This window comes from Winogradskyella sp. SYSU M77433 (genome assembly GCF_029911945.1).
Lineage (GTDB): Bacteria > Bacteroidota > Bacteroidia > Flavobacteriales > Flavobacteriaceae > Winogradskyella.
Window position 1 is genome coordinate 473930 of the sequence record NZ_JARYTG010000002.1, and the last position, 26741, is coordinate 500670.

19 protein-coding genes are annotated in these 26741 nt (G+C 33.0%); 6 read left to right on the plus strand and 13 right to left on the minus strand.

The genetic code is table 11. The annotated features are described in order from the left end of the window. Positions 1 to 56: 56 nt before the first annotated feature. A complete protein-coding gene (locus QGM60_RS05465) occupies positions 57 to 635 on the plus strand; it encodes a hypothetical protein (RefSeq protein ID WP_281139215.1) in 579 nt (192 codons plus the stop codon). Positions 636 to 715: 80 nt separating this feature from the next. Further along, positions 716 to 1138, plus strand: a complete 423-nt coding sequence (locus tag QGM60_RS05470) for a hypothetical protein (RefSeq protein WP_281139216.1) — start codon at positions 716 to 718, stop codon at positions 1136 to 1138. A gap of 33 nt (positions 1139 to 1171) precedes the next feature. Here the strand turns inward: QGM60_RS05470 and QGM60_RS05475 are convergent, their stop codons facing one another. Next, a complete protein-coding gene (locus QGM60_RS05475) occupies positions 1172 to 3388 on the minus strand; it encodes a patatin-like phospholipase family protein (RefSeq protein ID WP_348634885.1) in 2217 nt (738 codons plus the stop codon). Between the two features lie 48 nt (positions 3389 to 3436). Then, positions 3437 to 5230, minus strand: a complete 1794-nt coding sequence (gene uvrC, locus QGM60_RS05480; protein WP_281139217.1) for an excinuclease ABC subunit UvrC — start codon at positions 5228 to 5230, stop codon at positions 3437 to 3439. An 87-nt stretch (positions 5231 to 5317) separates the two neighbouring features. Here uvrC and QGM60_RS05485 point away from each other — a divergent pair, with 87 nt between their 5' ends. Genes QGM60_RS05485 through QGM60_RS05500 form a run of 4 tightly spaced genes read left to right on the plus strand, consistent with a single transcriptional unit; the run spans position 5318 to position 8143 of the window. Further along, entirely contained in the window at positions 5318 to 5734 is a 417-nt protein-coding gene (locus QGM60_RS05485) for a RimK/LysX family protein (protein WP_281139218.1), read from the plus strand. 4 nt (positions 5735 to 5738) lie between these two features. Beyond that, positions 5739 to 6614: a 30S ribosomal protein S6--L-glutamate ligase gene (gene rimK / locus QGM60_RS05490; protein WP_281139219.1), complete on the plus strand. Its 876-nt coding sequence runs from the start codon at positions 5739 to 5741 to the stop codon at positions 6612 to 6614. Beyond that, a complete protein-coding gene (locus QGM60_RS05495) occupies positions 6615 to 7583 on the plus strand; it encodes a succinylglutamate desuccinylase/aspartoacylase family protein (RefSeq protein WP_281139220.1) in 969 nt (322 codons plus the stop codon). It abuts the gene before it with no gap. After that, positions 7580 to 8143, plus strand: a complete 564-nt coding sequence (locus tag QGM60_RS05500; protein WP_281139221.1) for a 5-formyltetrahydrofolate cyclo-ligase — start codon at positions 7580 to 7582, stop codon at positions 8141 to 8143. The genes QGM60_RS05495 and QGM60_RS05500 overlap by 4 nt, the downstream gene beginning before the upstream one ends. Here the strand turns inward: QGM60_RS05500 and QGM60_RS05505 are convergent. From QGM60_RS05505 to QGM60_RS05555, 11 genes are all read right to left on the minus strand, one after another. Continuing rightward, positions 8097 to 8765, minus strand: coding sequence for a lipoprotein signal peptidase (locus QGM60_RS05505; protein WP_281139222.1), 669 nt, complete (start codon positions 8763 to 8765; stop codon positions 8097 to 8099). The two genes, QGM60_RS05500 and QGM60_RS05505, sit on opposite strands and share 47 nt — an antisense overlap. 39 nt (positions 8766 to 8804) lie before the next feature. Then, positions 8805 to 9665: a hypothetical protein gene (locus QGM60_RS05510; protein WP_281139223.1), complete on the minus strand. Its 861-nt coding sequence runs from the start codon at positions 9663 to 9665 to the stop codon at positions 8805 to 8807. Further along, positions 9662 to 10999 (minus strand): nitrilase-related carbon-nitrogen hydrolase, encoded by a 1338-nt coding sequence (locus QGM60_RS05515; RefSeq protein WP_281139224.1) that lies wholly within the window; start codon positions 10997 to 10999, stop codon positions 9662 to 9664. The genes QGM60_RS05510 and QGM60_RS05515 overlap by 4 nt, the downstream gene beginning before the upstream one ends. A 77-nt stretch (positions 11000 to 11076) precedes the next feature. Further along, positions 11077 to 11883 (minus strand): hypothetical protein, encoded by an 807-nt coding sequence (locus QGM60_RS05520; protein WP_281139225.1) that lies wholly within the window; start codon positions 11881 to 11883, stop codon positions 11077 to 11079. 19 nt (positions 11884 to 11902) lie between these two features. Then, positions 11903 to 12445 (minus strand): hypothetical protein, encoded by a 543-nt coding sequence (locus QGM60_RS05525; protein ID WP_281139226.1) that lies wholly within the window; start codon positions 12443 to 12445, stop codon positions 11903 to 11905. A gap of 477 nt (positions 12446 to 12922) precedes the next feature. After that, positions 12923 to 13099, minus strand: a complete 177-nt coding sequence (locus QGM60_RS05530) for a hypothetical protein (RefSeq protein WP_281139227.1) — start codon at positions 13097 to 13099, stop codon at positions 12923 to 12925. 601 nt (positions 13100 to 13700) lie between these two features. After that, positions 13701 to 14084 (minus strand): TraR/DksA C4-type zinc finger protein, encoded by a 384-nt coding sequence (locus QGM60_RS05535; protein WP_281139228.1) that lies wholly within the window; start codon positions 14082 to 14084, stop codon positions 13701 to 13703. A gap of 4 nt (positions 14085 to 14088) precedes the next feature. After that, entirely contained in the window at positions 14089 to 17493 is a 3405-nt protein-coding gene (gene ileS / locus QGM60_RS05540) for an isoleucine--tRNA ligase (protein ID WP_281139229.1), read from the minus strand. A 131-nt stretch (positions 17494 to 17624) separates the two neighbouring features. Continuing rightward, a complete protein-coding gene (locus QGM60_RS05545; protein ID WP_281139230.1) occupies positions 17625 to 23738 on the minus strand; it encodes a PA14 domain-containing protein in 6114 nt (2037 codons plus the stop codon). A 213-nt stretch (positions 23739 to 23951) separates the two neighbouring features. Then, positions 23952 to 25310 (minus strand): DNA repair protein RadA, encoded by a 1359-nt coding sequence (gene radA / locus QGM60_RS05550; protein ID WP_281139231.1) that lies wholly within the window; start codon positions 25308 to 25310, stop codon positions 23952 to 23954. Between the two features lie 195 nt (positions 25311 to 25505). Next, positions 25506 to 26705: an alpha/beta hydrolase-fold protein gene (locus tag QGM60_RS05555; RefSeq protein ID WP_281139232.1), complete on the minus strand. Its 1200-nt coding sequence runs from the start codon at positions 26703 to 26705 to the stop codon at positions 25506 to 25508. Between the last annotated feature and the right edge of the window lie 36 nt (positions 26706 to 26741).

The following is a 26741-nucleotide window of genomic DNA, read 5'->3' on the forward strand; positions in this document are numbered from 1 at the left end:
TACAAATATCGAAAAATTTTGTAATATGAAAATTATTTATCTGTTAGTTCTGAAAAATGATGAGATGTTCAAATATTTTAGTTGTTCTTATTATTATCTACTCCTATTCATGCAAGCCAATTTATAAAGGAGTAAATGGTATAAATAAAGAAATAGAATTTACTAGTTTAAATGATTATAAAGATTTCATTAATAAAACAACCTCACTTGATTTAGAAAAAATATTAGTTGTAAAAGAGCAAGACTACAACGATTTAATATTCGATGTTATGAAAAGAAGAGTTGTTTACTATTATGGTATTTTTGATAATGATAGACTTGTAGCTAACGGTTCAGATTTAAAGGATAAAAATAGCTGCTTTGGATCAATCTCTAGTGTAATTAATAAAAGTATTGGTAGCTCCTCATCTGGCGTTTATCAAAGTAGTCCTCTTTCAGATTTTTCTTATTATAACTTAGATGGGGATAAAGTTGAATTAGACTTTAGTAAAGATTTGATCGTTTACACATATTCTTATAAATTAGGAAAGTTGTCAAAAAATTTAGATAAACTTATACTTGACTTAAAAAGGAATAATCTATCTTATAATTTTATAATCATCAGTTTAGATAATATAGCATCAAAAAAGCACTGATTAATTATTTTGAGATTGTAATTAAAGAATTAAAACTCTTAAAAGATTTTTCTTAAATTTAAAAAAGTAATCTTTTATTTATGAAAAATTTAAGTCTACTCATCATTATTTTCATTTCTACTCTTCACTTAAATAGTCAAGAACACACCAATAAGAAATATGCTTTTTCTACAGTAAAGTTAAGCAGTTACATGACTTTCTCTTCAGATGTATACGAACAGAATTATAAAATCGAAGTTGACACTAATCCCTTGCTAATTTATGATTTAAAATATCCTAGCCTTGAATTTAATTCCGAAGCTTTAAACACCAAGTTGTTTTCAAACATTAGCATTGTAGAAAACACCTATTATGATTACACACAAAATTTAAGAGGCTGTAAACCTTTGGATAATGGTATAACAAATACTGTTAACAGTAAAGAGGTTTTGTTGTCTAGTATATTTGATAATTTTCTAAATAATTACCTTTTTGAAGGTAAGGGCATTTTCTTTATGAATTAGAGAAACAAGTTCAGTATGACACTTCATTTCATATCAAAACCAAAATCCTAGATTAAAGAACCAATAACTATTACCGGTCTCTGGAGAATAGGTGTACTTTCCTTCTATTGGCCCTAAAAACGTTTCCAAAGAATAGCCCAAAGCATAACCTGTATAATCTGGTGAAGAGAACCAATTGCCTGTTTCAAAAAGTTCGTCTTCTACATTAGCAATATTAGCAGCAAGAATAATGTGGTGTTTTTTGAAAAGTTCATAATCTAAAGTAAGATTGGTTTTTACAAAACTATTCGCTATAACATCTACATAGTCATAACCGTAAAACGAATAGATATTATTGATGAAATTTTTGCCATAACCTCCTAATGCAAAATTAAGTGAAGTTGTAGATTTATCACCAACAGTAAAACCTCCTCTAGATTCTAACCTTACAGCCATTTTATCACTTACACTAAACGCATAACCAATATCTGCTTTAGCTATAGAGAATTCTTCAAAATCTTGATTAAAACCTGAAGCATTCAGATACAAATGGAAATCACCATTAAAATAGAATCCTCTTTTAGCAAAATTAGAATCGCTATAGCTGTCAAACTTTAAATTTCCAAAAAGACTAAAGTAATCCGTGTTTTCAAAAACAATATCATCATTTTGATCTTCTGACAACAGTGTCTCTGAAGTTATCTTTAAACGCTTGTGTTCTACACCTGCCCTAAGTGCAAAATCTTTCCTGAAAATTGTCTGTAAGTACAATTGATTTGTAAAATCCTGATACTCTATACTGATCTTATTAAGCCCAGCCAAAAGGGTGTCTGATATAGCCACGAAAGGATTAATATTACGTTCAAATTTATTATAACGCGATTTTAACCCTATACTGATGTAAAACCCTTTATCTATAAAGTAATCGAAATTATAACGTGAATTGTCACCTAAAACTACATCTAAGGATGCAACATCGTTATTAAATAATAATCTTTTTTTAGTAAGATTAGCTATCAAGGCGCTTTTATACAAACCATCATAATGCAAACCAAATCTTAAAAAAGTAGAAGCTTTACTCTCTGTAATTGTACCAGTAAGACTATACTCTTCACTATTATCAATTGGAACTAATCGGTATCTAAAAGTGTCAAAATTATTAGTAGCTATTAGGTTGTTAATGTTCTCTTTAAAATCATCTTGACAAAGTTTCTCACCACCTTTAAGCCTTAGTTTACCTAAAATATAAGATCTAGTATAACGATCATTACCTGTTACATTTATATTATTTATTATTAAACTATCAGGTTGTTTTAATTGTGATCTTGTATAATTTTTATCAATTTGTTTGTCTTTTATTTTCAATAATTGAGAGATATTTACTCTTGCCGCCGCTTCACCACTTGCAATAATATCATGACCTTCACTGAATGAAATAACCGAAAAATTTTCAATATCTGGCTTGATATAAATATCGGTTAAAGGCGCTTTGTTTTTCATAGCGTTTATGGTCCTGAAATTATTAATTTGCAGCAAAATATCTGGTGCGGAATTTAAAGATTCTCTGTCCTTTAAACCATCTTGAACATCTACTCCAATAATAACATCCATCCCTTTAGCTCTAAGCTCTTCAACAGGAAAGTTATTTGTAACTCCACCATCGATTAAAATTCTATCACCTATAACTACTGGTTGAAACAAAGATGGCAACGCACCACTTGCCGCAACAGCTTCTGGTAATCTACCTTTGTCCATAACTACAGACTCTCCTGTTTCTATATCTGTTGCAATACAAAAGAAAGGTATAGGTAGTTCGTCAAAATCTCTAACATCATTAACCGGAAGCATTAATTGATATAGTAAGTTATAGACATTTTGACCTCTAGACAAACCTGAAGGTAAATTAATTTTAAACCCATCAAAAGGCAGACTTACCGCATATTTTTCAACATTCTCTCTTTCATAAAATGGTTTAGAAGATCTTGGAAACTTATCGTTTATAAGCTCATCAAAATCCTGTTGTTCAAACATTTCTTCTAATTGCTTACCTGTATATCCTGTAGCATATAACGACCCAATAATGGCACCCATACTAGTACCGGCAACATAATCTATTTTTACACCTAAACTATCAATAACTTTTAAAGCCCCTATATGTGCAAAACCTTTAGCTCCGCCACCACTGAGAACCAAACCAACTTTAGGTTCATTTTTGTCTTGAGCCAGCAATGTGAATGATTGCAAACCAAAAAACATTACTGCAACTAGCAATAAAAATCTTTTAGCTATTCTTTTATGATATATTTGGGATTGTTTCACCTACTCTTTATGATAATAGTTATAAATTTTATTTGCTCTAGACACTCCTACAACAGCTTCCAGTTCATCTAACTTAGCATTAGCAATTCGCTTTACAGTTTTAAACTGTTTCATTAAATCTACAATGGTTTGTTCACCTACACCAGAAATATTCTCCAATTCTGTTTTTAAAGCTCCTTTACTGCGTCTATTTCTATGGTGTTCTATCCCAAAACGATGGGCTTCGTTGCGTAACTGTTGTATAATTTTTAGAGTCTCACTTTTTTTATCTAAATATAAGGGAATTGGATCATTTGGATAGAATAATTCTTCTAAACGTTTTGCAATTCCGATAATAGCTATTTTTCCTCTTAACCCTAAAATATCCAAACTCTTTAATGCGGACGACAATTGTCCTTTACCACCATCAATAATTATAAGTTGTGGCAATGGCTGATCTTCTTCTAACAAACGTTTATAACGTCTAAAAACCACCTCTTCCATAGATGCGAAATCATCTGGACCTTCAACCGTTTTTATATTAAAATGGCGATAATCTTTTTTACTTGGTTTTCCATTTTTAAAAACTACACAAGCTGCAACAGGGTTCGTCCCTTGAATATTGGAATTATCAAAACATTCGATATGTCTTGGTTCTTCAGACAAACGCAAATCCGCTTTCATTTGTGCCATAATTCTATTGGTATGACGATCTGGATCCACAATTTTTATCTGCTTCAACTTATCCATTCGGTAATACTTAGCATTACGCTCAGACAAATCTAAGATGCTTTTTTTATCACCTAATTTCGGAACCGTAACTTTAATATTTTCACCAAGGTCGACTTTAAAAGGCACATAAATTTCTCTTGAATTTGAGTTGAATCGTTGTCTTATTTCTGTAATCGCCAATTCTAAAAGTTCTTGGTCAGATTCTTGAAGTTTCTTTTTTAACTCTAAAGTGTGAGATCTTATAATAGAACCATAACTCAACTGTAAAAAGTTGATGTAAGCATACGTTTCGTCACTAACGATTGAAAACACATCTACATTACTAATCTTAGGATTTACAATGGTAGATTTAGCCTGATAATTTTCTAAAACCTCTAGTTTTTCTTTTATTTTCTGTGCATCTTCAAATTGCATCGCCTCCGCATACTGCCTCATTTGAGTCCTAAACTGCTGCAGTGAATCCTTAAAATTTCCCTTTAAAATCTCACGAATGGCAATAATATTTGCATGGTATTCTTCCTCCGATTCATAACCTTCACAAGGTCCTTTGCAATTGCCCAAATGATATTCTAAACACACCTTGTATTTTCCTGCTTCAATTTTAGCTTCGGATAAATCATAATTACAAGTACGCAATTGATATACCCCTTTTATTAAACCCAAGAGTGTTTTCACGGTTTTCATACTGGTATATGGACCAAAATATTCAGACCCATCTTTTATGACTCTTCGGGTTGGAAAAATCCTAGGAAAACGTTCTTTTTTTACACAAATCCAAGGATACGATTTATCATCCTTAAGCATCACATTATACTTAGGCTGATATTTTTTTATAAGGTTATTTTCTAATAGTAAAGCGTCATTTTCGGTCTCAACAACAATATGTTTAATCGATGCTATATTTTTTACTAAAACTCGAGTCTTTCCATAATCATGTTGTTTAGTAAAATAACTACTTACACGCTTTTTAATATCTTTGGCTTTACCAACGTAAATAAGCTTATTGTTAATATCAAAATATTGGTAAACTCCAGGCTGATGTGGCAGCGTTTTTATTTGTATATCTAGGGTTGTTTCTGGCATTATATCAAAGGTAATAATAAGATTTCAATACCTGTATTTTGAATGAACTTTATCACTATCTTGCGCCACTTTTTTAAAAATAAAATTATGACTAAAAAGGTTCTGGGACGTGTTGACAAAGTCGACTTTCCTGATTTAAATCTTAATACAATAGACGTTAAAATTGATACTGGAGCTTACACCTCAGCCATACACTGTTCAAAAATCAGAGAAGAAGGCCAAAAGCTTTACTGTATCTTTGAAAGTAAAGGGCATCCAAATTTTAAAAGTGACGAAGTTGTTTTTGATGAGTATTCCTATACTGATGTTAAAAGTAGTAACGGTCACAGAGAAAATCGATACAAAATCAAAACATCTGTGATATTCTTTGGTAAAAAATATAAGATTAACTTAACTTTAAGCACTAGGGAAGACATGAAGTTCCCTGTATTAATCGGCCGTCAGTTTTTGAGACATAAATTTTTAGTAGACGTTGATTTAGAAAATCAATCATTTAATCAATAAACCAATGAACATAGTCATTTTATCGCGTAATCCTCACTTGTATTCTACAGCTCGTTTGATTGAAGAAGCTGAAAACAGAGGTCATGAGGTTGAAATTATCGACCCTTTGAAGTGCGATATCATCATAGAACAAGAAAAACCAACAATTTTTTATAAAGACCGGTATTTAGATTATGTGGATGCCATAATTCCTAGAATTGGAGCGTCCGTAACATTCTTTGGTTGTGCTGTTGTGAGACAGTTTGAAATGATGAATGTTTTTACAACCGCTTCCTCTGATGCTATATTACGTTCAAGAGATAAATTAAGAAGTTTCCAACGTTTATCTAAAGCTGGAATTGGGATGCCAAAAACTGTTTTCACCAATTATTCTAGAGATGTTGAGGAAGTATTACAACATGTTGGAGGACCACCAGTAATTATAAAACTACTCGAAGGCACACAAGGTTTGGGTGTTGTTTTAGCCGAAACCAAAAATGCTGCCGAATCGGTTTTGGAAGCCTTTAATGGTTTGCAGGCAAGAGCATTGGTACAAGAGTTTATTAAAGAAGCCAAAGGTGCTGATTTAAGAGCTTTAATAGTGGATGGACAAGTGGTTGGTGCCATGAAGCGTCAAGGTAAAGAAGGTGAGTTTAGATCTAACCTTCATCGTGGAGGAAGTGCGAACTTAATAAAGCTTAGCGACGAAGAATTAAAGCTAGCTACTAAGGCTGCTCGTGCATTAAAATTACCTGTTTGTGGTGTAGATATGCTACAATCGGCAAGAGGTCCTTTAATTATGGAGGTTAACTCTACACCAGGTTTAGAAGGCATAGAAGGAGCAACAAAAAAGAATATTGCCAAAGCTATTATTACATATATAGAACGTAATAGAAAATAGATGAGCGATAAGGATATATTACATATTCTAGGTAAAAAAGTAGCGCTTGGACAAAGTGCGAAAGTAAGCTTTAATGTTGCTAAACTGCACACCCAAAATACTATTGACGTTCCAGTAATTATTGAACGGTCTAAAAAACCAGGACCAACAGTTTTAATTACAGCTGGTATTCATGGTGATGAAGTTAATGGTGTAGAAATTGTACGCCAAATCATTGCCAAAGGCATTAATAAACCTAAAAAAGGTACGATAATATGTATTCCTGTCATCAATGTATTTGGCTTTATACACATGGATAGGGAGTTTCCTGATGGTCGTGATCTCAACCGTGTTTTTCCAGGTAGCAAAATAGGATCTCTTGCTAGTAGAGTAGCTCATAAATTAATTACTGAAATCGTTCCTCATGCAGATTTGATTTTGGATTTTCACACAGGTGGTGCAGGACGTTTTAATTCACCACAAATACGTATTGTAAAAGGCGACCCCGAGCTCGATGAGTTGGCTCAAATCTTTGGAGCTCCATTTATTTATTATTCAAAAAATATTAAAAAATCGTTCCGAAGTGCTTCCTCAAAAATGGATATTCCTATTTTACTTTTTGAAGGTGGGAAATCTTTTAATATAGATAATAATATTACCAATACTGGAGTTAATGGTATAAAACGAATTCTTCACCACTTAGGTATTTTGAATAGTAAATTTACCGTCTCTAAGCCAAAGAAAAACTGTATTAAAATTCAGGGAAGCAAATGGATTCGTGCTAGTCATTCTGGAATGTTTAAGGCTGTGATAAGCATCAATTCTGAAGTAAAAAAAGGAGACGTTTTAGGTCATATCACCGACCCTTACGGTAGCTTTAATCATTTTGTAAAAGCGCCTAATAATGGTTATATTTTTAATGTTAATGAATCACCTATTATCTATCAAGGTGATGCTATTTTTCATATTTCAACCAAATTAAAACCTTGAAAAAACCAGACCTACGCCAAAAATATAAAGCTTTAAGACAAGAGCTTTCAAATGATCAAATTGAAGATTTTAGTTTAGCCATTGCAAACCAATTGCTGAAACTAGACATTTGGAACTATTCCTTTTATCATTTGTTTCTAACTATTGAAGAACAAAAGGAGATAAACACAGAATATATCTTAAATATTTTAGCTGGAAAGGATAAAAACATTGTGATTTCTAAGAGTAATTTTAGAGATTACTCTATGACTCATTATTTGCTTACAGATGGTACAAAGCTTATAAAAAGCGACTACAATATTCCTGAACCTCAGGATGGTATAGAAATAAAATCTTCTCAACTAGAAGTTGTCTTTATTCCACTTTTAGCATTTGATGAAGAAGGGCATCGTATTGGTTATGGTAAAGGTTTTTACGATCGGTTTTTAGCAAATTGCAAACCTGAAACTATTAAAATTGGGGTATCATTTTTTGAAGTAGAAGAGGAAATTTTTGAAACTTCAGACAATGATATTAAACTAGATTATTGTGTGACTCCAAATCAGGTAATTCAGTTTTAGTCTCTTCCTCTTTAAAAGCCTTTCTGTTAAACACAATCAATATCCCAATACCAGTACTAATAGCAACATCAGCAACATTAAAAACGGGATCAAAAAAGGAGAATGTTTTTCCACCAACAAAAGGTAACCATTCTGGTAATTGCCCGCTCCAAATAGGAAAATGTAACATATCTACTACATCTCCATAAAACACACCTGCATAACCACCTTCTTCTGGTAAAAATGTAGCCACTTCCATATGACTATCACTAAACAAAATACCGTAAAACACCGAATCTAAAATATTACCTAAAGCACCAGCAAAAATAATAGCGATAGCAAAAATTAAAGTTTTAGATCTTTTCTTTTTTACAACATCTACTAACCAAAACCCAATTCCTGTTACAGCAAAGATTCTAAAAAGCGTAAGGATAAGTTTTGCTGATTTATCTGAAATGAAAGTAAAAAAATCGCTCAGTTTAGTTCCCCAAGCCATACCATCATTCTCTACAAAAGCAATTTTAAACCATGAAAATACAGTGACATCTTCACCGATTACAAAATGTGTTTTTACATAAATTTTACTGATTTGGTCTATCAGCAAAATAATAATTATGATTATTGAAGCTTTTTTTAGGGACATTTAATTATTTTGGACAAAAGTAAATAAATCACCACATAATTAATCAGCCCAGAGCGTATTACTGTAATAACCTGCCTCTCGTTCTAAAAAGTTATCATAATAAGAATTTGCGGTTTCTGTCTCAAATACATAAACTGGTCTAAGTAGTAAGTAATGATATTCTATATAGAGATGATTATTAAACCAATTAATTGTAGAATTTTTTGAAGACCATTTGGACAAAGATTTATTAAGATAAGTATTGAAAATACTAAAATCATTACTCTGATATAAATGTATTATCTCGTGAGACATAAGAGATAAATCATTTTTTTCTGGAGAGTATAGAACAACATTGCCAGGTAAAGCTATACCGCGTGAATGAGTCTCTGTGAACCTATTGGTATTACTCGAAAATATAAACTCACCAGTTTTTAGTGTCTTATTTAATTCAAATTTAGTTTGCAACGCAATACCTATGGTATAAGTAAAAGCAACTGGCATCAACCTATATTTTATTGAAAACTCATCTTTTGTCATAATCTCTATTCTGTTAAAACCAATATTAAGATGCCACCTATCATAAAAATTAGTGTTGAGTGCCGCATTTTCTTTTATGGACGTCCCTGCCGCATTAACAAGCTTTGCTGCCCAAAAGTACTCCCATTGCTCCTGTCTTTGAGCCTCTCGTAATATACGTTTACTCTCAAAGGTGAGATAACCTCCTAATGCCCCTTGCCACAGGGACTTTTTTATAACCTTACCCAATGGTTCTTCTTTAGGCTTATTTATTATTGCACCAACCGTACTGAATATTGCTCCAAAACCAATGTTATATAAAGCTGCTTCGGTGTCGTTGGCTTGAGCTTTTGCAGATAAGCAAACAGCAAAACACAATACAATTATAACTGTTATCCTCATAATGAATTTATTATTTTCGAATAAAGACTTTGTTTTTTAAAAATTTTCATTTCAATAATTTCAATTTCTTTATCGAGATGTTTTTCTATGCGCCCATTTGGCAAAATAACACAAGAAATTCCATCATCAGCTACTTTTAAAATTGACTTATTGTTTTCTATAGCTCTTACTCTCACAATGTTTAAATATTGTTTCTTGCCAAAATATGAGCCATTCATAAAACGCTCACTAGTCAATAAAAATAGTACATCGGTTTGGTTGCTTTTATCCGCTACAAAAAAAGAAAATATTGATTCATAACAAACTAATGGAAATATTTTATGAGAACGTATTATATCTTTTTCGTCATCCTTTTTATTCTTTACATAATAACTAGGATAAAAAGACGTAAAAAGAGATGGGGAAAACTCTTTTATTGGAACATATTTCTTTTTAGTTCTAAAAAAAGAATTACTTTTTGACACAACTGCAATACCATTGAACCTAATATCTTTAGTGTTAAATAATTCCGTCCCTATAATAAACTTAGAATTTGGATTTTTATTGAAAAACAAATTAATATAATTTGCATAGATACCATTTTTAAATTCATTTGGATGCAACGCTTTAAAAAATAACTCAGGTGTTACAATGAAATCAGCCTCCGGAACCTCTTTAAGATCTAAGTAAAGTGATTTAGCTTTGTTATAATTTGTACCTGATTTTAATGGATTATAAGCCAAAACATTTACATAATTATCCTTAGAATTCTCGTACGAATCATCATAATAGTAAATAATCGATATAATAGGCAAAATAAAACCTAAAGAAAATAATGTTAGAATTTTTCTTTTTTTATCATAAATAGTCCTATAAAGAAGCCATCCCATAAATAGTAACCATATACCTCCTCCTAAAGTACCTACAACGGCATACCACTTTATTAGATAATATTGGTTTCCTAAAACATGTCCGAAATTTAGCCAAGGAAACGCCAAATCCCAATTCGCATATAAAACATCTACCAATGTATAAGTAAAAATAAATAAAATAACGCCCCTTTTGCCTCTGATTATATAATATGATAAAAATACTGGTGTATATAAAATGGAATTGGCTAAAAACACTAACAGACATTTATAACCATCAACTGTATATAACCAAAACAGGCTAGATAGGTTGAAGAAGAACAGAAGAACAAAACTCATTATACACTTAACCCATATATTTTTATCAGATTGGGTGTCTAAATAGTAAAATATCAATGCAATATTTAATATAAAAACTAGACCATAAAAATTCCATGATATAAAATTCAAAAAACTAAATACCAGCAATATAAGTATTGATTTCATTAAGGTAATTTTTAGTGTTTCAAAAAAAAGATCGTTTCAAATATGAAACGATCTTTTGAAAATAAATTAAAAACTTTTTAATCATTATTTTTGTCAATCTTCATATCAGCTCTCATTGAAGTATAAGCACCTATATAGACATCATTTTCTCCTTCATCTCCTGTTTCTATAACATAGCCTGTGCGACCGATATAAAATGACAGGTTAGCATTATCTGGAAATTCTGCTAAATCTTCTTCTGTTATAGTATATGTACCAACATCATCAATTGTTAAACCTTTTATCAACCTCTCATTATATTCATTAACCATTTCTTCGGTAAACTGACTAGTAGGCTTATATTCAACAGCCAAAATAATTCCATTGACATTATTAGGGTCAGCATTCCAAGTGATATAAGAACCTGGTTGTATCTTACCTTCTTTTAGGTTGTAAAGGTTTGCTGAAATTATTTCTGGTATATAAAAAGAAACAACATCATCAGAGTTTGAGCTATTTCTTGCTTGTAGTAATTTGTTACTAACCTTTACATCTACCTCCTTGCCATAATATTGGCTTAAATTGTCAACATTGCTGTTCCAAGTAATAAATTCGTCACCACTGAAAATATTTTCACCTACATATTGATCTTCATCAATTTGAAATTCTATGGAACCCAACTCTACTTTAGACCTTGCGCTGATTACATCGATGGTGTTTGTATTATTAATAGCACCAAGGCTTTGTAACATAATTCTATTATCAGTTTCGGCGTTTGCAAACTCTAAATAGTCTTCAAAAGTTTTTACGTTGCTGATTTCAGAAGAAGTATCTATTTCGTGGCTTTCTTCACTACACGAAAAGCCAATTAGAATAATAAACAATATATATATTTTATTTTTCATTTTTTTCATTTTATTTTAATTAACAACTTTCTCTTCTCAAATAAATCCAATTAGATATACCTATACTTGTGGCATATCCTTGTGTTATCTCTGAAAACCATAAACCCCTAGCATAAGAAGGTGAGTTACTAGAGCCCCAATAGGGACCGCATTGTTCCCAATATTCTACACTGATTCTAAACTCTGTATTTTCTGGTATTGGTATAGTCATAGTAGTGCCTCCAGAAGTATCAGGATTCCAAACATATTCTTTATTGTAGTTAGCACAGCTTGCAGAAATCGTTATCACACAATAATATTGATTTGGATTGCTGAACAAACTAGAAGCACTGGAAGCTCCAGTCCACAAACTAGGACTCGCAGGCACAGCCCAATTGTTTATACGCCCTGGAGGCATACCTGACATTTGGAAGAGAACTATTTCAGTATCTCTTTCTTTTACAGTGCAACCTCCTGAAGTATCTTTCTTAGTACCTTTACCACCACCACTGGTAGACATAAATAGCATAGCCATTAATGGCAATATTGAGAAGGAAAGAATTCTTTTTATTCTTATATTCATTATTACATAAAGTTTTAATGCTGAAATTTTAAAAAATTTCAACAATAGTTAATAAAATAAAAACAAGGAATTATATAACAAGGTAACAAGGAATAACAAGTAAAAAAACCAGTACTGGTTATTGGATCAATCCAAAATGTCAATGAATTTCATTGTATTCCCTTGTTAAAAATACAGTGACGTATCTTGACGATGTAAACTTACTCACAAAAAATTGTAATTTTTAAAAATTACAATATACTTTTTCAACATTATGAATGTTAATATTTTATTTACGCTTACAGCCCTTACCATATCTAAGAAGTGCGGAAAAACCGTAATTTTGCAATATTTTATTGGTTATTTTTAAAATTTTTAAAATTTGAAAACCAAAAAAAACTGAAAAAGCACACTATTCCAGCATTTAAGGTTTTTGAAATTAAAAAAATATCTACATTTAGAACAAATTTTTATTATTTGAAAAAGTTGATGGAACTATTATTCTTTCTCTGCGATAATATTTCCATTGATGGATTTTAATTGCCAATGCGTTTGTTGACCTTCAAATTCATCAACCACAACAGTTCCATTATTTGAAGTAGCTATCACTTTTGCATTTGAGGTATAAACGTTTATATTACCATTAATGGTATTAACAACGGCATTTTTTGCCATACCGTTAATCTCGCAAAATCCTTGTTGTAGTTCAATGAATAGTGTTTTAAAATGACCAGCAGCAGCAACAGAGCCAATATCACTTTTTATAGTTAAACTTAAATGTTCAGGTATTTTTAATTGTAATGTAGTTGCTATGACTTTATGGGCATTTCTTTTATCATCTGCAATATCAGTAAAGGATTGATGCTCTAATTTTAAGCTTAAGACTCCATTTTTAATCTTATCTACAACCTGAAATTCATTTTGATATTCGCCATCTAAAGTAGAAACGATTTTAATATCATCAACCTCTGCAGTTGTTACAGAAATCGTAAAAATTTGATTGCCATCAATTTGAATATAGCTAATTGAGTCTGCATCTATTGTTTTAACAATGTTATTTTGGCATTACTAAATAACACAGAAAACAAGATTAGTACAAAACTAAAAGACCTCACAGGTTGGTTGCTGAGGTAACTCGAAGCAGAAAACCTGTGAGGTCTGTATATGACTTTATTTTTCTGCATATTTTGATTCCTGCTTTTCACTTACGCTAAAGCTTGTGCCTCCGCTAAAGCTTTGGCGACACGCGGACAGCGAACAAAGCTACAGGAATTTGTTACTTCTGCATATTTTTAGCTTCGATACTAAGCGTTGCGTGCGGAACAAGTTTTAATCGTTCTTTGTTGATTAATTTTCCTGTTACACGACAAACACCATAGGTTTTGTTTTCAATTCTGATTAAAGCGTTTTTTAAATCGCGAATAAACTTTTCTTGACGAATTGCTAAAGCAGAGTTTGCTTCTTTACTCATAGTCTCACTACCTTCTTCAAAAGCCTTGAAAGTTGGAGACGTATCGTCTGTACCATTATTATGGTCGTTCATATAAGCACTTTTTATCAATTCTAAATCGTGCTCAGCTTTATCAATCTTATCTTGAATTAGAACTCTGAATTCTTCTAAATCCTTATCTGAATATCTATTTTTTGTGTCTGTTGCCATAATTTTAATGTTTTTGAATAAACAATTTGGTATTTACATCATCAAAAGCAATTTCTATACCATTGTCTAGGTTTTCAATAATTTCTAAGTCTTCAGTCAATGTCTCAGATTTAATGTAGGTCTCATTTGAAGAAATAGCCGCTTCGATTTGGGCATCTTTTTGAAGTTTTACATCAATTCTGTCTGTAACTTCAAAACCTGAATCCTTACGTAAATTTTGTATGCGGTTTACGAGCTCACGTGCAATACCTTCTTTACGCAATTCATCACTAATTGTAACATCTAAAGCCACGGTTAGGGCACCTTCATTTGCAACTAGCCATCCTTCAATATCTTGAGACATAATCTCAACATCATCAAGTCCCAAATTAATGTTTTTTCCATTAACTTCAACATCTAAATTACCATTTTGTTCAATTTTTTTAATATCATCAGCAGAAAAAGCATTTATCGCGTTCGCAATCAATTTCATATCCTTTCCAAATCGAGGTCCTAACACCTTAAAATTCGGTTTTATTTGCTTTACTAAAATGTCTGAAGCATCTTCTAAAAGCTCAATATTTTTGATATTAACTTCGTGCTTTATTAAATCTTCAACAGCTTTTATTTCTTCCTTTTGTTGCTGATTATCAATAGGAATCATAATTTTTTCAAGTGGCTGACGCACTTTAATTTTCTCTTTAGCTCTCAACGATAAAACTAATGAAGATATTGTCTGTGCATTCTCCATTTTTCGTTCAAGCACTTTATCAATAGCACTCTCATCTGCTTTAGGGAATTCCGCTAAATGCACACTCTCAAAACCTTCTTTTTGTGTTACAGCGTTTAGATCTAAATATAAACGATCCATAAAGAATGGCGCAATTGGTGCACCAAGCTTAGCGATGGTTTCCATACACGTATACAGTGTTTGGTATGCCGAAATTTTATCGGTTTGGTAATCGCCTTTCCAGAAACGCCTTCTACTTAAACGTACATACCAGTTACTTAGATAATCTTGTGTAAAGTCCGAAATTGCTCTCGCTGCCTTTGTTGGCTCATATTCGGCATAATACTCATCTACCTTTTTGATTAAGGTGTTTAATTCTGAAAGAATCCAACGGTCTAATTCTGGTCTTTCATTTAGAGGAATATCAGCTTCTTCGTATTTAAAGCCATCTAAATTGGTATACAGACTGAAGAATGAATACGTGTTATATAACGTTCCGAAGAACTTACGTTTCACTTCCTCTACACCATCAATATCAAACTTTAAGTTGTCCCAAGGGTTGGCATTACTTATCATATACCAACGTGTAGCATCTGCTCCGTGATTTGCCAAAGTTTCAAACGGGTCTACAGCATTGCCTAAACGCTTAGACATTTTTTGTCCATTCTTATCTAAAACCAATCCGTTAGACACTACATTTTTGTATGCCACAGAATCGAATACCATTGTTCCGATAGCGTGCAATGTATAGAACCAACCACGTGTTTGGTCTACACCTTCTGCGATAAAATCTGCTGGAAAAGCCTCTTTCTTATCTATGAAATCCTTGTTTTCAAACGGATAATGCCATTGTGCATAAGGCATAGAACCAGAATCGAACCAAACGTCTATCAAATCACTTTCGCGCTTCATAGGTTTTCCTGAAGGTGATACCAATACGATTTTATCAACTACGTTTTTGTGCAGATCTATTGTTTCGTAATTAGCTTCAGACATATTACCGACTTCGAAGTCTGCAAAAATATCGGCTTCGAGAACCTCAGCCTCCACAGCTTTCTTCATCTCAGCCTTTAATTCTTCAACAGAACCTATGCACAATTGTTCTTTACCATCTTCAGTTCTCCAAATTGGCAATGGAATTCCCCAAAATCGTGAACGTGATAAGTTCCAATCGTTCGCATTCGCCAACCAATTACCAAAACGTCCTTCGCCTGTTGATTTAGGTTTCCAGTTGATTGTAGTATTCAGCTCGTGCATTCTACCTTTTACGTCAGTGACTTTGATAAACCAAGAATCTAATGGATAGTATAGAATTGGTTTATCTGTTCTCCAACAGTTTGGGTAGCTGTGCTTATATTTTTCAACCTTAAAGGCTTTATTTTCAATTTTTAATTTAATGGCAAGTTCTACATCTACAGATTTCTCTGGCGCTTCACCATCATTGTAATATTCATTCTTTACGTACTTACAAGCAAACTCACCCATTTCGGGTCTAAAACGACCTTGTAAGTCTACCAATGGCACTAAATTACCATTGTCGTCTTTTACCAACATTGGTGGTATTTCTGGTGTGGCTTGTTTTGCTACCAAGGCATCATCTGCACCAAAGGTTGGTGCTGTGTGTACGATACCTGTACCATCTTCAGTAGTAACAAAATCTCCAGAAATGACTCTAAAGGCATTTTCAGGATTATCGTTTGGCAACACATAATCTAGCAGTTGTTCGTACTTAATACCAACTAAATCTTTTCCTTTGAATTCTTTAACGACATAGAAAGGAATCTTTTTATCTCCTTCATTGAATTCAATAAGTTCTGGCTTGGTTTCTACTTGCTTGTATTTTCCATCGAACTGTTTACCAACAAGACTTTTTGCTAATACCACATTCATTGGTTTGAAAGTATATTGGTTATAGGTTTCAACCAGAACATAATCAATCTTTGGTCCGACCGTTAATGCTGTGTTACTTGGTAACGTCCAAGGTGTGGTCGTCCAAGCTAAAAAGTAAATATCACCTTCATCTTGAAGGAAATCTGGTAACGTTTCTGCTATGGCTTTAAACTGAGCTACAATCGTTGTGTCTGTAACATCTTGGTATGTTCCTGGTTGGTTAAGCTCGTGCGAGCTTAAACCTGTACCTGCTTTTGGTGAGTATGGCTGAATAGTATAACCCTTGTACAACAAATTCTTGTCATAGATCTGCTTTAGCAACCACCAAACGCTCTCCATGTATTTGGATTTATAGGTAATGTACGGATCATCCATATCTACCCAATAGCCCATTTTTTTGGTAAGGTCGTTCCAGATGTCAGTGTAACGCATTACGGCTTTTTTACAAGCTTCGTTATATTCTTCAACCGTGATTTTTGTACCAATATCTTCTTTGGTAATGCCTAATTCTTTTTCAACACCAAGCTCTACTGGCAGACCGTGTGTATCCCAACCTGCTTTACGCTTTACTTGGAAACCTTTCATGGTTTTGTAACGAGGAAAGATGTCTTTTATGGCACGTGCCAAGACGTGGTGTACACCAGGTAAACCGTTTGCAGAAGGTGGTCCTTCAAAAAACACAAAAGGTTCTTTGCCTTCACGTGTAGTTACACTTTTTTCAAAGATATTTTCAGCCTCCCAATAGTTGCTTATCTCTTCTGCAACTTTTGGTAAGTTAAGTCCTTTATATTCAGGAAACTTTGTACTCATTATTCATGGTTTCTTTTCGAGGTGCGAAATTACAGAATTTTTGGTGAAATTCTATATCGCAACTGCTGTAAAAACAAAAGGCCGTTCCCATAGTTTTGGAAACGACCTTGTACTTAACTAAACTAACTAGATTATTCTACTATAATCTTCTTACTTACAGAACCGTTACCTTCTGTAACTACTTGCACTATATATACTCCTGTACTTAAGTTTGATAAACTAAACTCATTGTAAGAGCTATTAAACTCGTATGAAATTGAATTGACAGTTTTGCCTAGCATATCAACAACATTAACTCCTTTTATCTTTTCGTAATTAGGATTCAGAATCACAAGTCTTTGTCTTGCATTTGCATAATAAAAGTTGATAGATTCTATGTCTTGATCTATTTGAGACAAGGTGCTTGAATCATCTTGAAAAACAATCTCAAAACGATTTGCAAACTCACCGGTTTCTGTAGCAAACTCAAAAGGTTGCTCACTCCTTAGATCATAATATTCATTTGTTAAGTTATCTTTTATAAAAATGTCTTGACTATCATCTACGTTTTCTATCTCTGTGAGTTTGATTGTGTAGTTGTAATTTCCAGATGATTTTAAAATCAACGGTACAACCTTATCATTTGTTATTTCACCAAAGGCTTGCATAGTCATTGGCTCACCATTTAAGGTTGAAAATAGATCATCCGTGTAACCATTAGTGTTTTTTGCATCGTATCCATAATCAAAATCGTCTGAAGTTGTATTACTGAATCCTAATAACAACTCTCTTTTGGCTGCTGGACCATTTACAGAATTGAACTCTAAACGGATTTTTCTCATGATATTATCTTCTGTTTCCTCAGAATCCAATGATTTTGCATAGCCAGAATTAGCTCCTCTAAAAAATACAGAACCGTTATTATATGATCCATCAGCATCACTTTCTTTAATAAATACTCTTTGGCTATTTTGGAAGATAATGTTACCATCTGAAATAATTTCTACCATAAAGCCTTGCCCTACTGGTATATATTTTGAAGGTGTTTTTGTACCATCTTGGCTACCATTATTTGCTCCTTCGATACCAACAAATTGATATGCTCTTACCGAACCAAGTTTATTAACTTGAGCGTAACCACCATTGGCATCATTCAGTGCATGAGAACTTCCACTCCACTGTTGCCATAAGTAAACAGTTCCTTCAATTATACCTACATTATCATCAATAAACTCATGTAAATCTAATGCTGAAGGATATGGGTTTCCTAAAAGGTATTGCGTTTGTGATACTGCTGGCACAGAACCACTTCCGCCAACATCACTAACATTGACAAGTATAGTTCCGTTATTAGGTTTTCCTTCAAAAAGATATTGTTGTTCTGATCCAGAAACTCCTGTACCTTTTTGAGAATACCCTATTCCTGCACTAATTGGATCGTTTTCATCTATAGACTGCCAGTCATAGTAGGTAACTCCGTTCATGTAGTTATATAACCAGTATCTACTTATTTTTCCTGCTTGATTGTATGAATTGGTAAATTCAAAACTAGAGCCATCGTTCTTTTTCAACATGTTTAAACTGAACGTTGAATTATTAGAGTTGTTTACAGATGAATTGTTATCCGTAAGACTTGTAGCACCTACAGAACCTACAGGTGAAGCCCAATAGTTATACCAGTAAAAACTTGAAGAACCTTCTTGTCTGCGCTTTAATTTACCCGTTGCCGAGGTAACCAAATCACTTTTACTTCCTTGAACTAACTGTGAGTCTCCTTTTAAGTCTATGGTACCATCTAATTTTATGTACCAAGAATTATTTATTACGTTACCATCTTCAACATTCAAGGTACCGTTGGAATCAATTAATAATCCTGTACTAGAATATGACTCTGATAAAGAAACTTCATTATCTATTTCGACGATATTCCAATATTTATTGTTGTTAATATCATTGATATCCCATACATCACCATGTTCCCAAGTACTCTCTGAAGTCCAATTACCATCTTGGATAGATCTATATGGTAAAGGTGCTGTTTGAAAACGTAGATTTTTTACATTATAAATCGTAGCACCTGCGGTTTCGTCTATTGATGATGTTACTTTATTATCAAGAATATCATTTTTAAATGAATCCATCTTGTAATATCTAATCAAGTTATTTCCAATATTATTCTCAGAAATCTCTTTAGGTATTATTTTTCCTTGGTTGAAATTTTCATTCTCATCTAATTCCTGATATACAATCCTTTGTATTTCCTCTTCAGATAAATTGGTATTGAATACTCTTACCTCATCTATTTCTCCTTTGAAATAAAGTTCAGAGCCTGAATCAAATGGCTTTCTTCCTATTCTAAATTTTGGGTCAGATGAAAAAGGAATACTTCCTGATGCTGTATCTCCCGAGGCTACTTCTTCTCCATTAATATATATTTTCGATGTTTCTTCAGAAGCTGTACCATTATAAACCACAGCTATGTGTGCCCATTTATTATATTCTAAGTTTGTAGAACTTGGAGCTTGTATAAATGTACTATTGCTATCATAAAATCTAACTCTCCCGCCTGAACTAATTCTTACCCATGAATTTTCCTGTCCCATAATTGCTCCAGTTGAGTCAAAATCAGCATCTATTTTAACCCAAGCCATCATTGTTACCTTAGATAACCCTTCGATAACATTTGAAGGTTCTTCTATATAATCATTCCTCCCATCAAAAAGTATACTGTAAGAGCCATTAACTAAATCTCTAGGCGATCCAAAAACAGAATTATCTGTATCAAATTCGTCTACTATACCATCACCATCTGTGTCTGCAGATCCAGTAATCACTCCATCGTTATTAGTATCTAGATGTGCGTAAATTGTGTTACCAATATCACTTCCATTAGCAATATCATTTGTTGAATCATTACTAAATAAATCCAAGTAATCTGGTATACCATCACCATCTGTGTCAACAGGAAGTGTATAACTTAATGTTCCATGGCCATCATAATCATCTAATAAAGGTAAAATTCCATCACCATCTTGATTATTACCTGCTGTACCACTTAATCCGTCTTCATAGTCTTGACCATCACCAACACCATTTCCGGTAATATCTATGTCACCATACCCATCATACTCAACACTATCAAAAATACCGTCGTTGTCACTATCTAAATCTAAATAATCTGGCACACCATCTCCATCTGTATCAATAGGCACAACACTTTCGTAGGCGTCATGTACTCCATTTCCATTGGCATCGACCCAAGGGTTTGTAGAATCACCATATACGGTTCCGTCTAAATTATCATCAATCAAACCTAATTCAACCACATTCGGAATACCATCATTATCGTTGTCTAAATCATAAATATCTGCTACGCCATCATTATCTGTATCTGTACAATTGTATTCCGTCAATATAGAAAAAGGAAGTAATGTTTTAGAAATAGTTGAGCTAGAATATGACACACTTAAAGATTCATAACCACCATTCTCATAAAACAGTATAGTGATTGAATGATAACCCGGAGTTAAATCAATAGTTCCAAACCTTTCTTGTGATGAATGTTCTCCATCATTGTCAACTACTTCTTCTCCATTAATAAACAATTTTGAACCATCATCAGAAGTAGTGTAAAACGTATACGTCTCTGTTGTATTTATTTTAATAAATCCAGTATATCTAATGGCAAAAGTATTATCGTCTCCAGGTGTTATCATCTGCCAAAGTGCGTCGACGTCGAATTCAGATATACTACCTGTTGCTGTGGCACCTGAAGTTGGAATATTGTCTACACTTGGCATAACATTCATATCGTAAAACTCATATGATAGACTTTGGGTAACTTGATTACACCCAGCACCTTCATCTACATTTAATATGCCATCATTATCAATATCTAAATCTGTAGAATCTCCAACGCCATCACCATCCGTATCGGAATCTAAATATAGGGTAGCGCTGTTTTCAATTTGAATACATGAATTATCAACATGTGTTACTACTAAAGTATAAGCACTACCATCCAATCCAGTAACATCCGAAATATTTAAACTAGCAGATGTAACACCAGTATAAACACCACCATTTACTAGGTTTGTGCCATTTAATTGCCATTGGTAACTCAAACCTGCACTTACATCTGTATAGTTACTTGAATAATCTGGTTCACCATCTGTGGTAAATGTCGTTGTACTTTTTGCTATTGCACTTGTTATAGTAAAACTTGTACCTGCACCAATTGCAACTAATTGATCCCCTAAACCTGTAGCATTTACAGTAACTTCTACTGCTGTAGTGACGTTGGCATTTGTACCTGTATAAGATGTTGAAGCACCAGCAACTAGACCATTAGCATCAACTCCTGTACCATCTACCTGTCCGTCTGAATTACTATCTAAATGACCAGCTTCTATTACATCATTACAGCCGTCACCATCACTATCTATATTTAAAAAGTCAAATATACCATCCCCAGAAGTATCAATAGGTGAAGTAGCTTCTGCTGTATCGTCTACTCCGTTATTATTATTATCATTATATGAAGCATCGTTATTATCAATCATTCCATCATTGTTAGTATCTAAACTTCCATTACCAGCTTCATCGATATCGTAAATACCATCGTTGTCCGAATCTAAATCTAAGTAGTTTGGAATTCCATCATTATCTATATCCATACAGTTGATTTCCGACAACATAGTAAAAGGAATTAATGTTTTAGAAATAGTTGAAGTTGAGTATGAAGCTGTTAAGCCTTCATCTCCTGTTCTTTCATAAAATAATATTTCTATTGGGTATACACCTGGAGATAACGCAATATTTCCTGATATCTCTTGCATAGAATGATTTCCATCATTATCAACAACCAGATTACCATTTATAAATAACTTTGAACCATCATCAGAACTGGTATAAAAAGTATATGTTTCTTCTGTATTAATAGTAATAAAACCACTATATCTGATTGCAAAATTTTCATGATCACCAGGTGTAATTGTAGACCAAAGTGCATCTACATCTATCTCAGATACACTTCCTGTTGATGTAGCTCCCGTTGTTGGAATATTATCTACACTTGGCGAAACATTAATATCATAAAACTCATAAGACAGACTTTGCGTAATCTCATTACATGCAGCTCCTTCATCTACATCTAGGATTCCATCATTATCACTATCCAAGTCTGTGCTATCAGGAATTCCCTCACCAATATTGATAAGATAATCCTCTACTTCACCAGTATTGTAGTTATAATCACAGGCCGAAAAATCGGTTTCAGTTGTATCTCTAACTCCAATACGTATTTTCGATAAGGCTTCGTCAGCTGTACCTGGTATTGGAATACTAACAGGAACAGTTACTGTTTTTATTCCACTGACATTATTGTTATCTTGAAATGTAAATAAAAATTGTTCCCCTGTATCATCAAAATCATCATCAGAATTCTCATTAAAATTCAACCAAATAGCTACTGTATTTTGATTGGTATTCCAGCCGTTTAACCTTACAGTTATATTTCCTGTTAAAGTTTCTCCTACAGGAACATTACCAGCAGTAACACCAGAATAATACGTAAATCCACCTGTAGTTCCTGAGCTGCTGTTATCTATTCCAGCTATTGAAACATTTGAAATGTAAAGGGTGTTATAGTTATTGATGTTTATTGGGTCACAAAATACAGGTACTGGATCAGTAGGTGAGCCAACTCCTGAACCACCAACAAAATTCACATCATAATCTTCTACTTCGCCAGCCTGCCAATCATAATCACATGAGGTAAATGATGTACTAGTACCAGTCCTCATACCAATACGCATTCTTGATAACCCGTTTTGAACAGTTGAGGGTATCGGAATACTTATAGGAACGGTTACATTTTTCTTACCACCACTGTTATTATTATCTTGGAAAGTAAATAAAAAACGTTCGCCACTATCCTCAAAATCATCATCATCGTCTTTGTTAAAATTTAACCAAACCACAACTGTGTTAGCATTTGTATTCCAACCATCTATTCTAACCCTTACACTTCCCGTAAGAGTTTGACCAGCAGTTATATCTGTAGGCGCAACACCAGACTGATAGGTATAAGACCCTGTGGGTCCTCCACTACCTTGATTAATACTTCCTAAAGAAACTTTAGATATATAATTGGTATTAAAGCTATTAATATTAGCTGGTGTACAATATTGAGCATTTAAGTCTAAAAAAGACAAAGCACAAAATAAAAGCAAGAAACGAACTAAAAGCGTTTTTGAAGTTTTCATAGGTTAAGATAATAGCGTCAAGGACAAAACTTTGAGGGGCAGAACCGTCCTTTAAATCAACAAAAATTAAAACTGTTTTTTAATAACGAAGCAATTATATGAATAAATAATCTAATAATCTAATAAAAACATCATTTTTTATCGATAAAGTGATAATTTAATCCGACAAAGAGTGATAATTGTAAGAAAATAAATCGTAAAATAATCTTAAAATCATATAATAAAACTTGTTAAATCTTCTATTCTTGATATTAATTGAATCTTTATATTCGACTTTAACAAACTGATTTTATTATACTTAGAAACAAATATAGTAGAGAAGCCTAGCTTTTCTGCCTCTAATATCCTTTGTTCAACACGTTGCACTGGTCTTATTTCACCAGATAAACCAACTTCAGCAGCAAAACAATAGTCTCTTGGTAAATCAACATCTTCATTTGAAGATAAAATAGCCGCAACTACCGCTAAATCAATAGCTGGATCATCGACAGTTATTCCACCTGTTATATTTAAAAAGACATCTTTAGCACCTAAACGAAATCCTGCTCTTTTCTCTAAAACGGCCAATAACATATTTAATCGCTTTGCATTAAAACCAGTCGCAGAACGCTGAGGAGTGCCGTAAACCGCTGTACTTACTAAAGCCTGTACTTCAATCATTAGTGGACGCATACCTTCAATAGTAGCTGCAATAGCATTTCCTGAGAGTTCACCATCCTTTTCTGATATTAAAATTTCAGAAGGATTAGAGACTTCTCTTAATCCGGATCCTTGCATTTCATAGATACCTAACTCATTAGTAGATCCAAAACGATTTTTATTTGCTCTTAGAATTCTGAAAACATGGTTCCGATCTCCTTCAAACTGAAGTACCGTATCTACCATATGTTCTAGAATTTTTGGACCAGCTATGTGACCATCTTTAGTAATGTGACCAATTAGAAGAACAGGTGTAGAAGTTTCTTTTGCAAACTTTATAAGCTCAGTTGTACACTCTTTAATTTGTGATATACTTCCTGCAGAAGATTCAATATAATCGCTATGTAAAGTTTGAATAGAATCTATTATAACGATATCTGGCTCTACACTTTCAATTTGCTTGAAGATATTTTGGGTTTTGGTCTCTGTAAGAATATAGCAGTTTTCACCATTTGGATTGATACGTTGAGCACGCATCTTTATTTGCTTTTGGCTTTCTTCACCTGAAACATATAGTGTTTTATAAGGTAACTTTAAAGCTATTTGAAGTAACAAGGTACTCTTCCCTATACCTGGTTCACCACCTAATAGAGTTAGTGATCCATTAACCATACCACCCCCTAACACACGATTGAGCTCTTCGTCTTGCATATTAAGACGCGCTTCTTGAGATGTGTCAATTTCATTAATTTTTAAAGGCTTTGAAACACGCTTTGAAGTTGAACTTTGTGTTTTCCAACTACTTTTTTCTGGCTTTTGAATAACCTCTTCTGCAATGGTATTCCATTCTTTACAAGATGTACACTGTCCTTGCCATTTAGCATATTGAGCACCACAGTTTTGACAAAAAAAAGTTGTTTTTACCTTAGCCATAATTTAGATATCTATAGAAACCTTTAAGTTTTTTATATGGCTAAATTAAGATAATTTTAGCTGACGTCCTTAAGCCAACTTACCAGAAGTACAACTCTTAAGGCAACTTTTCTAAACGAGATATCATTAGACATCAAATAGTGCTTTACTTTCTTGAAAATTGCCTCAAAAAAGTAATCTGTTGACAGTTTTCTTTTAATTCTCGCCATTCTCAACCTCTCCTAATTCTTCTTGAATATCTTCAGTTTCTACCTCTGCTACCGTAACTAACTCCTTAAGTTTAGCAGAAATATATTCCTTATTTATATTAGTGGCATCTTCTAAAATTAAAGCTGACTCGTAAAGCTTTTTTGCTTTTTTAGTTTTACCCAACTTTTCAAAAGATTTAGCTTGATAATACGTGCCTAATAAAGTTTCTGGAAAAAGTTTATTTGCTAATTTCCCTAGCTTTTCTAAAGACTCATAATCTTCACGTTGTTCTGCAACTTGCGCCACTTTCTCCAACTCTTTCTCACTTATGTCTTTTGTAATTCCGAAGAGTTCTTCAATTCTATCGTACCTATCAACCAAGTAATTATCTAAAGTCCCTTCGTACGGTAATACTTTTTCCTCTAACTCTTTTTCTCTAAGCGGATTGTATAATTCGAAAATTTTATCAAATGACTTTGCAATAGCTCCATTAACCAACGTATAATGGTTCTCACTCTCAAAATCATCAAAATAATACATCACGTTAGGATTTTCTATACTTTCAATTTTATTGTGAGTATTAAGAATATTTTTCCTCAAAAAAGGTATATCCTTATCTGATGTTGCCATATAATAAAAAATCTCTTTTTTAGTAGATTCTAAATATTGGGAGATATAACTATTTATAGAACCCAAAAAATCTGGACTTATACATACGTATGCCTGAAAATCTGGCACTTCTTTAAGCAAATAAGAATTAATAAAATTTCCCATAACATCATGCCCAACAGCAACTCTAAATTTACTAGTGTTATAATTTCTATCCATATAAGGAATCAGCTCATTTAAAACAAACTGATGAAATCTATAACCTGAATCTGTTGGCAAACCTGTTGTTTCGTCGTAGTAAGAATCGTAGGTACGTTCTTCTCCCTGAATTATACCAACGACAATTGAACCTGGCATATCATCAAAATAAGTTTGAAAATCGACTTGACCTGCTACTGGTTCAAATAAGTAATCAGCATCAAAAACTACTATTAAAGGATACTTTAAATCAGACTCTGGATCGTAATTCTTTGGAAGTTTTATCTTTAACTTTCTAGTTGCACTTAACCTTTCTGAAGAAAACTCTTTGTAAATCGTTTGGGAAAAAGATGTACAGTAAACGAGACAAGCAACAACTATAATAATAGTTTTTCTCATAACTAGTAGGTTTGGTTTGGGATTCCAAACATACTA